Consider the following 9091-nt stretch of genomic DNA (forward strand, 5'->3'; position numbering starts at 1 on the left):
ACCATAACCATGAGAGGAATGAACAAATTTACGGCATTTTTCACAAACTCTCTTGTAAAGGTTACCCCGTCCGGCTCGCCCGGATTCACATCTTTACCCAGATAGTACCGGGCCAGCTTCCCTTCGACACGGCCCCACTGCTTCCATTCCCCGGGCACGCGTCCGCTGCTGAGACTGCGGGTATAGTCCACAATCTTCTGCCGCTGCTCAACCCGCCAGTCGGTCGTCCCGAACTGCTTCCGGTTGTTTTCCGCCACCTTCATTTGCGCATACGTGAACATCGGGATGATCGCGGCCAAAATAAGCAGCACGACGAGCAGCCGCTTTTTTTTGATCATTTTGATGCATTCGTTCTTGACCAGCGGATACAAACTAACCAATGCGCTCACCCTCCGTCAGCTTCAGGAATAAATCTTCCAGAGTCGGAAGCTTGATTTCGATGCCGTGGAGCGCCACGCCCGCTTCCATGAGCTGCCTCGACAGCTCCGGAATCGCCTCCGGATTTTGCAGGGCAACCAGCCGCGGCGCCCCTGGCTCCGTCCCGGCCTCATCCGCGAACGCGACCGACTGCACCTCAGGATGCGATTGCAAAACCTTTAGCGCAGTCTCTGCCGGGAGCACACTCCAGACGACCGTGCTGACGGATTCGTCGACAAGCGACGACACCTCGCCGACCGTGATGACTTCGCCGTGGCTTATAATGGCGACGCGGTCGCACATTTGTTGAATTTCGCTAAGCAGATGGCTGGAAATAAACAAGCTGAGCCCAGCCTCGGCCAACTGGCGGATAAATTCCCGCAGCTCCTTAATGCCCTGCGGATCAAGGCCGTTGGTCGGCTCGTCCAAAATGAGCAGCTTCGGATCGTTCAGAAGCGCTTGGGCGATGCCCAGGCGCTGCCTCATCCCTAGCGAATATGTCTTGACTTTATCGTGAATGCGCGCGTCCATGCCGACGATCTCCACCACTTCGCGGATTCGCTTCTCGCCCACGCCCGGCAGCATCCGGCCAAAATGTTCCAGGTTTTCCCAGCCACTGAGGTACGAATACAACTCCGGATTTTCCACGATACAGCCGACATACTGCAGCGCTTCGTTATGCTCCTTGTGCACGTCATAGCCGCAGATGCGGATCGAGCCTTCCGTCGGCTTGATCAAGTCCACCAGCATGCGGATCGTGGTCGTTTTTCCCGAGCCGTTCGGCCCGAGAAAGCCGAAAATCTCCCCGGCGCGCACGTCGAACGAAATACCTTTGATGATCAGCCGTTTGCCGATCGTCTTTTTTACGTTATCGACCGCCAGAACAATGTCCGCGTCTCTTCCTTTCCGATGCTGCTCTCCGGCCTGAGCCATACGCTTCCGTCCTCCCCGCTATTTCAAAATATCGACGATCCGATCCGCGATTCGGTCGTAGCCGTCCTGGTTCGGATGAAAGTGGTCCGTATATAAATACTTGCTCAAATTCAACTCGAACAAATCGTACGTCGGCACCAGCGTAATGTTCGGGTACCGGTTCGCCAAATCGAACGCCGCCGCGTTCCATTGCCGGATAACTGGAGCCCCTTCGCGCTGAGGGTCCAGATCGAGGAACGGATGGTACAAGCCCACGTAAAAAATTCGCGCCTGCGGACTTGCCTTGCTGACCCGGTCAAAAATTTGCTCAAGGCTCTTCAATGCGTCCGGGATACGATCGGCCGCCGCTTTCGGGCTAAATCCCGCTCCGGCCTCCTGATCCGGCGAGCCCGGGGTGCTTTTCGGCGCTTCGGCGCCTTGGATGCTTTGGGACGTCCGCGACTGCGAAGAGTCCGCGCCCGACGTGCCGCTTGTCCCGTTCGTACCATCACTCGAACTAAAGATGCCCGCGCCGCCCTGGAACAAATCGTTGCCCCCGATCGTCAGCAGCACCAAATCGGCCTCGGCGAGCGACTTGGCGATGTCGGCTTTCTTGTCCCAATCCTTAAGCACATCGGCCGTGCGATAGCCCGGAATCGCAAAATTATTGTAGACGAACACCGGCTTGTCCAGCTGCTTTTCCAGCTTGTCCCTTACGCCGCCGACATATCCTTTGCCCGACAAATCGCCGGTCCCCGCGCTTAGCGAATCTCCCAGCGCCACGATGCGGATCTGATCCTTCGCTTCCCAGTTGTCCGTCTTCGGTTTCGCAGCGGGCTGCTGCGGGGCCTCTGTTGCGTCGCGCGCAACGGGCTTCGGAAAAATAATCTGATTGATGCCGTAGGCGAATCCGACAGCGCACAGCACCGTCGATAACAGCGCGGCAAAGCCGACGGTCCGCCACAACCATCGCGTGGATTTCATGCGTTCTCCCCCAGTTTCAGCAGCTTTACGAGCAAAGACTGTACCCTTCAGTAACTATACATTTTAGAGTAGCGGTTTGCCGCGCGATTTGCAAACTTTAGGGAGGAGAGAGGATTGAAGGAGAGGTTAAATAGAGGCAAGCATCATGCGAAGAAGAGCATCAAACTGCGGTTCAGACGCTCAAATATTTAAGCGGATTTTGTTGCTGGCCGTTCTTGATGATCTCGAAATGCAGATGGACGCCGGTCGAGTTTCCCGTGCTGCCCATCACGCCGATTTTATCGCCTTTCTTGACGCCGTCCCCTTCGCGGACGACGGCTTTGCTAAGATGCCCGTACAGCGTCTCGTACCCGTTCTGGTGATCGATGACGATGCAATTGCCGTAACCCGTTTTCCAGCCGGCAAACGTCACCTTGCCGTGATCGGCGGCCATAATCGCCTTTTGCTCCGAGACGAAATCCGTACCGTTATGATTTTTCCCCCAACGTCGTCCGAATTCGCTCGTAACTTTGGGCTGCAGCACCGGCAAGGCGAATTTGCCCGTACCTACGCCGGGAATCACCTTCGTCCCTTGTTTGACGACCGTCCGTACCGGTAATTCGAGTATCGTTTCGTCGACCACCAACTGGCTTGCGGGCACGCCGTTCACGCGGACGGCTTCGTAGGTCACCTGCTTCCAGCCGGGCTTGCCGTTGGCCACGATCTGAATGACGCCGGCCTGCAGCTCGCTGTCTTTTTCGTAGACGATGCCGCTCGCTATTCGGACCTGCTCGGTGCGCGTCTCGACCGTTTTGACTGACAAAAGCGGCTGATTGACCGAAAGCTTAATCGTTTGTCCGACCCGGATCAAATCCCTCTGAATCTCCGGATTGTTCGCCCGGATCACATCGGCTGCGACTTGAAAACGCTGCGCGATCAACGAGATGCAGTCCCCTTTCTGCACCGTATACGTGAGAGGCTGGGCCGCGCCGCTTAAAATCCGGTTCAGCACCGCTACGGCCGGCTCGACTCTGTCCGGGGCGACGGCCGTTTCAAGCAGTTGTACGTCCTGAGTAAATTCGGCGGTCATTTTCACCTTCGGCCGGTTTCCGTCGCCTGCATCCGACAAGATTGCAACCTCCTTGGACACATTCAAAAAAGGCGCCTTCACCTGATCCAGGAGGGCTGCGGCAGCAAATACGTCCCTCACAATGCCGACCGGCGTGCCGTCGATCCGAATCTCCGTGGCAAAAAAGGCAAAAACAAGCTTATCGTTCAGCGCGGCGATCACCGCATCGTTGTCGTATGCGCCTTGGAGCACTTTGTTTCCTTCGAACCGAACGAACCGTAGCTGCTCCAGATTGGACGTGACGCGCGCATGGTCATATTGCCGCCCTACTTCTTCGTACCGTGCCGCCTTCCACTGCTTGACAATTTCCGGGTCGCTGACCGTCCCTACATGTTGATCGTCCAAAAACACGTCAAACCGATAAACCGGCTGCGCCTTTGCGAACCAGCGGCCCGAGATCAAGACGGCGACGATGACCGCAAAGGCCGTTCCCCATTGCACCAGCTCCAGCAGCAAGCCGGGTGTGACGATGCGCTTTTTCAACGTCCTTCCCTCCCTTAACGGATCGTTTCGATGTTCGGACCGGCGAACAAGTTCACTTCCCCATGTATATGTCAGAGGTGCGCCGAGTAGACAAAAAAACAAAAAACCCCCAACGTTTCTGCTTGCGCAAAAACGACGAGGGTAGGCATAACATGACGATCCGCTTACTTGGACGCCAGTTGATCGGCCATGCGATGAAGGTTGGTTAAGCTGATTTGCAGACTATCCAGCGGGTTGCCCGGACAAACGTCCTGCTCCACCGCGTACCATTCGATACCGTTTGCTTCGCCCCACTGCAGAATCGGGATGAAGTCGATAACGCCCGTACCCACTTCGGCAAACGTCTGACGATCGTCATTCGACATGTCCTTCAGGTGAATGATCGGCATGCGGCCGGCATACGGGCGGATAAAAGGCACCGGATCGAGGCCGCCCTTTTTCACCCAGTACACGTCGACTTCGGCTAGCACAGCGTTGTCCTTTGACGGCTCCAGCAAATATTCGAGCGCGGATACCCCGTTCACGGTCGTCTCGAACTCGAACGCATGGTTGTGGTAGCTGAGCCGGAAGCCGAGCGGAGCGAGCTTCCCCGCCACTTCGTTCAGCTTGGCGCGTACCGCCCGGTACCCTTCTTCTCCGCGCAGATCGGTAGCGATGAACGGGCAGATCAGGTCGCGCGTTCCGAACAGCTTGGCCTGCTCGACAATCGTTTCAAGTTCGTTTTGCAGCGCTTCGTAGCTAACGTGCATCCCTGCGGTGTCAAGCCCCGTCTCCTTGAGGACGGCTGCGATTTCTTCGGCGGTAAAGCCCCGCAAACCGGAAATTTGCACGCCGCTCCAGCCCATACGCTTCAATTCCCGCAGCACGCCCGGAAAATCTTTCTCCAGCTCGTCACGCAGAGTATACAATTGTGCCGCAAACTTGTTCTTCACAACGATGTCAGCTCCTTTGATTTAAGAGAGCGCATAAAGCAGATCAATGCCTGACAAATGCGCTTCCGGTGGGTATTGTTCACGTTAACAATCATACCACACCGGCCAACATCTGTTAACCCGTTTCTTTCAAAAAGCGGTACTGCGCTTGAATCAGTCCGTGGTAAATACCTTGGTGGCGCATCAACTCCTCGTGATTGCCCTGCTCCATAATTCGTCCGTGATCCAATACGAGAATATGATCGGCATGACGGATCGTGGACAACCGGTGAGCGATGATGAAGGACGTACGACCCGCCATCAGTGTCTTGAGCGCTTCTTGAATTTTCAGCTCCGTCTCCGTATCGATGCTGGCCGTCGCCTCATCCAGAATGAGGATGCGCGGATCCGCCAGAAGCGCCCGGGCAAACGAAAGCAGCTGGCGCTGTCCCATCGACAGCACGTTCCCTCTCTCCTGCACCTCGGTATCGTAGCCGTTCGGCAAATTCATGATAAATTCGTGAGCACGGACAGCCTTGGCTGCCGCCTCCACTTCCTCGTCGGTTGCATCGAGCCGCCCGAACCGGATGTTGTCGCGAATCGTCCCGGAAAAAATGAACGTATCCTGAAGCACGATCCCGATCTGTGAACGCAAGCTTTGAATCGTTACATCGCTGATATCGTGGCCGTCGATGACAATGCTGCCTCCCGTTACATCGTAAAAGCGGCAAAGCAGGTTGATGATCGTGCTTTTGCCCGAACCGGTATGGCCGACAAGCGCGATCGATTGGCCGGCCTTCACGTTCAGATCGATACGCTGCAGCGCGTGCCGTCCCGGCTCGTATTCGAACTCCACCTGCTTGAAATCGATATCTCCGCGATTCGTCGGCAGCGGTCGGGCCGACGGCTTCTCCGCCACGTTCGGCTGCTCGTCGATATATTCGAAGATCCGCTCCGACGAAGCCATCGCAATGAGCATCTGCGAATACATTTGGCCGAGCCGGTTGATCGGCTCCCAGAAGCTGCCTATGTAAGAGGCGAAAGCTACGAACAAGCCGACGGTCATTTCCCCGCTTTGAATGAAATAAGCGCCAAGCAGGAACAAAATAAAGTAGCCGACCGCCCCGGTGACCTCAATGATCGGGTTAAACGATTGGTTCAAGGTCGATGCGCGGTTCCATGATTTATGGTTATCCTGGTTCATTTGCTCGAAATATGCGATGTTCTGCTTTTCCTGCGTGAACGCCTGCGTCACCTTGATGCCCTGGATGCATTCGTTCAGATGAGCGTTAATGCGCGACGTCTTCGTCTGGACGACCTGCCAGGCACGGCGAATTTTCACGCGCAGCCGTGTCGAAATCAGGAACATGATCGGCACCGTGACAATAATCGCTGCGCCCAGCTTAACATTGTAAAATAATAAGATGAAGATGATGCCGATCAGCTGCACACAGTCGATCATCAGGTTGACTGCGCCGTTCGTCAGCAAGTCTTGAAGCGAGTTTACATAGTTCGTCACGCGAACGAGAATCGAGCCGGCCGGACGTTTGTCGAAAAACCGGAACGACAGCCGCTGAATATGGCTGAACAAATCATGGCGCAAATCGTAGATGATCCGCTGGCCGATCTCGTTCGTATACCGGATCCGGTAGTTGTTCGCGAGCCATTGAATGACATACAGCACGAACATGGCGCCTACGCAGAGTGCGAGCAGCTTGCCGTCCTTCTGCTTCAACGCATTGTCGATCGCAAAGGCTATCAAGAGCGGGTTCAACAGCTTCGTCAGAGCACCGACAGCCATCATAATCAGGATGACGGGCGCCATCTGCTTCGCATACGGCTTCATATATTTGCCGACGCGCTTGACCTGAACCCAGTCGAACCCTTTGTCAAGCTCCTCGTCGTCTTGATAGACGAACCGGGATTTCAGCAGTTCCTCGCCTTCGGGCTTTGAACCGCCGGATGAGTTGTTCCGTTGTCCGCTCAATGTGCAAACCTCCTTACGTTGGCTTGAGAGGCGGCAGCCACTTCCGCCGTCGAGTCGTTGTGTTTAGCCTGTTCTTCGGTACCGGCATCGATATCGTCTGGCTGATCTGCAAATTGAATTTTGTACGTTTCGAGGTACGGCCCCTCCTGCTTCATGAGCTCGGCGTGGGTGCCCCGCTGCACGACCCGGCCCTCATCCAGCACCAAAATTTCATCCGCATGCTTCAGCGAAGAGATCCGGTGCGCGATAATAAACGTCGTGCGGCCTTTCATCACCTCTTCGAACCCTCGTTGAATTTCGTGCTCGGTTTCCATATCTACGGCGCTCGTGGCATCGTCGAGAATTAAAATTTTCGGATTTTTCAGTAGCGCCCGCGCAATCGCAATCCGCTGTTTTTGCCCGCCGGATAACCCGAGGCCGCGTTCGCCGACGATCGTATCGTAGCCCATCGGCAGCTCCATGATGAAGTCATGCGCTTTGGCCAGTTTCGCCGCCTGAATGACCTCTTCCATGGTCACGTCGTTGACACCGTAAGCGATATTGCCTTTGATGCTCGAAGAGAACAGAAATGTCTCCTGAAAAACGATCGCCATTTGACTGCGCAGACTTTCCAGCGTAATGTCGCGAATGTCCGTTCCATCGAGCGTAATCCGGCCTTCCTTCACATTGTAGGCCCGCAAAAGCAGCTGAATAACCGTCGATTTCCCGGAGCCTGTACCGCCCAGCAGGCCGATGACCGAGCCCGCAGGCGCATCCAGATTGAAATCGGTGAGCGCCGGCTGCTTATCCGTATAGGCGAAGGTCACGTTGTCGAAACGGACGTGGCCCTGTACCCGGTCGGGCTGCAAAACGAGTGCATTTTCTTTATTTTTCACGTGTTCGTATTGATGCAGCACTTCGAGCAGCCGTTCGCCGGCCGCTTTCGATTGCGTAAAGTTGTTGATATGAAAGCCGATGCCCCACATCGGGCCGATGATATACCAGATCAAGCTGAAGAAGGCGACAAGCTCCCCGAGCGAAATGCTTTCGTTCATCACCATCCACCCGCCGACTCCAAGCAAAATAACCACGCTCAGGTTGGCGAACAGCTCCATCAGAGGAAAATATTTGGCCCAAATGCCTGCGGTCAACACGTTGTTTTCCTTGTAGTTCTCGTTGCGTTCGGCAAATTTGTCGATTTCATGCGGCTCTCGCGCGAACGACTTGACCGTCCTAACCCCGGTGATGTTTTCCTGCACGGAGGTCGTCATGCTGCTCATCGATTGACGGATCGACCGGAACGCCGGATGAATTTTCCCCTCGAACCGGATCGCCGTATAGACGAGGAACGGCATGCAAATCATGGTGAGAAGCGTTAGCTGCCAATTGATCGATATCATCATGATCACGCCGAAAGCAAACATCATAATCACGTTCAAAATTTGGACGAAGCCGAAGCCGATAAAATCCCGTACGGCCTGCAGATCGGCCGTGAGGCGCGACATCAAATCTCCTGTGCGCGCTTTGTCGTAATACTGAAACGACAAGTACTGCAGCTTCCGGTAAAGGGCGGCCCGCAGGTTGAATGCGGTTTGGTTGCCGAGCCGCGCACTGGTCGCGCCGTGCAGAAATTGAAAGGTCGCCTTGACGATCATCACGCCGGCCACGAGAAGCGCCAAGTACGGGACGGCCGAGAACTGCCCTTTCGAAATCACTTCGTCGATCAAGTACCGAAGCAGATTCGGGTACACGAGTCCCAGCGCTGTTGCCGTCATCAAGCAAACGATCGAGGCGTACAGAAACCTTCGTTCCGACCAGTAAAACTCCTTCAGCTGCTTAAATACTTCCATGGAGCTCCTCCTTCTCCGGGCTTTGCTTCGAGAGCGCTTCCTTTCTGCGCAAAGCCTCTGCCGACACATTTTTTTCTCATGGAATACGGCGGTTGAGCCGCAAAAGCAAAAATGGCTTTCGAAGCGGAAATATGGCTCCGAAAGCGTTTCAGCTATGAGAAGAAGTGTAGCATCATCCCCAAGGGGCGGCAAATACGGGTTGCCCCATAATCTTGATTTTCCCAGAGTATTCCTTCAAATCGTCACAATATGGAAGCACAGCGCTACTATTTCTCCCGAATAATACGAAATCGTTGAAATGAAAGCCCTTTCACGAAAACAAAAATCCGAGGTCGCCCGGCAGCGGACAACCTCGGATGTAACTGTTCAGCACTCAACAAAAATGAGGCGCATTCCTCTAAAAATATCGTCATTTCATCCAATAAAATTCAACAATTTGCTGTGCTTCGCCTGAAGCTCG

Annotated in this window: 6 protein-coding genes and 1 pseudogene; all 7 read right to left on the minus strand. The window is 54.9% G+C overall.

Annotated elements, in window-relative coordinates; all coding sequences use genetic code 11:
- Nucleotides 1-380 (minus strand): annotated as a pseudogene (locus QJ48_RS17260) (ABC transporter permease); the annotation flags it as partial.
- Entirely contained in the window at nucleotides 373-1350 is a 978-nt protein-coding gene (locus QJ48_RS17265) for an ABC transporter ATP-binding protein (protein ID WP_054974796.1), read from the minus strand. The pseudogene QJ48_RS17260 and the gene QJ48_RS17265, both read right to left, overlap by 8 nt.
- Nucleotides 1351-1368: 18 nt before the next feature.
- Nucleotides 1369-2313 (minus strand): GDSL-type esterase/lipase family protein, encoded by a 945-nt coding sequence (locus QJ48_RS17270; protein WP_054974797.1) that lies wholly within the window; start codon nucleotides 2311-2313, stop codon nucleotides 1369-1371.
- Nucleotides 2314-2485: 172 nt separating this feature from the next.
- Complete coding sequence (locus tag QJ48_RS17275; protein ID WP_054974798.1) at nucleotides 2486-3904, minus strand: peptidoglycan DD-metalloendopeptidase family protein; 1419 nt, start codon at nucleotides 3902-3904, stop codon at nucleotides 2486-2488.
- Nucleotides 3905-4068: 164 nt separating this feature from the next.
- The gene (locus tag QJ48_RS17280) at nucleotides 4069-4836 is read right to left on the minus strand and encodes a sugar phosphate isomerase/epimerase (RefSeq protein WP_054974799.1); all 768 of its coding nucleotides are present in this window, start codon (nucleotides 4834-4836) and stop codon (nucleotides 4069-4071) included.
- A 115-nt stretch (nucleotides 4837-4951) separates the two neighbouring features.
- Nucleotides 4952-6748 carry an ABC transporter ATP-binding protein gene (locus QJ48_RS17285; RefSeq protein WP_237762949.1) on the minus strand — a complete coding sequence of 599 codons (1797 nt, stop codon included), beginning with the start codon at nucleotides 6746-6748 and terminating at the stop codon, nucleotides 4952-4954.
- Between the two features lie 50 nt (nucleotides 6749-6798).
- Nucleotides 6799-8631, minus strand: coding sequence for an ABC transporter ATP-binding protein (locus QJ48_RS17290; RefSeq protein ID WP_054974801.1), 1833 nt, complete (start codon nucleotides 8629-8631; stop codon nucleotides 6799-6801).
- Nucleotides 8632-9091: the final 460 nt, after the last annotated feature.

This window comes from Paenibacillus sp. A3 (assembly GCF_001399685.1).
GTDB lineage: Bacteria > Bacillota > Bacilli > Paenibacillales > NBRC-103111 > Paenibacillus_G.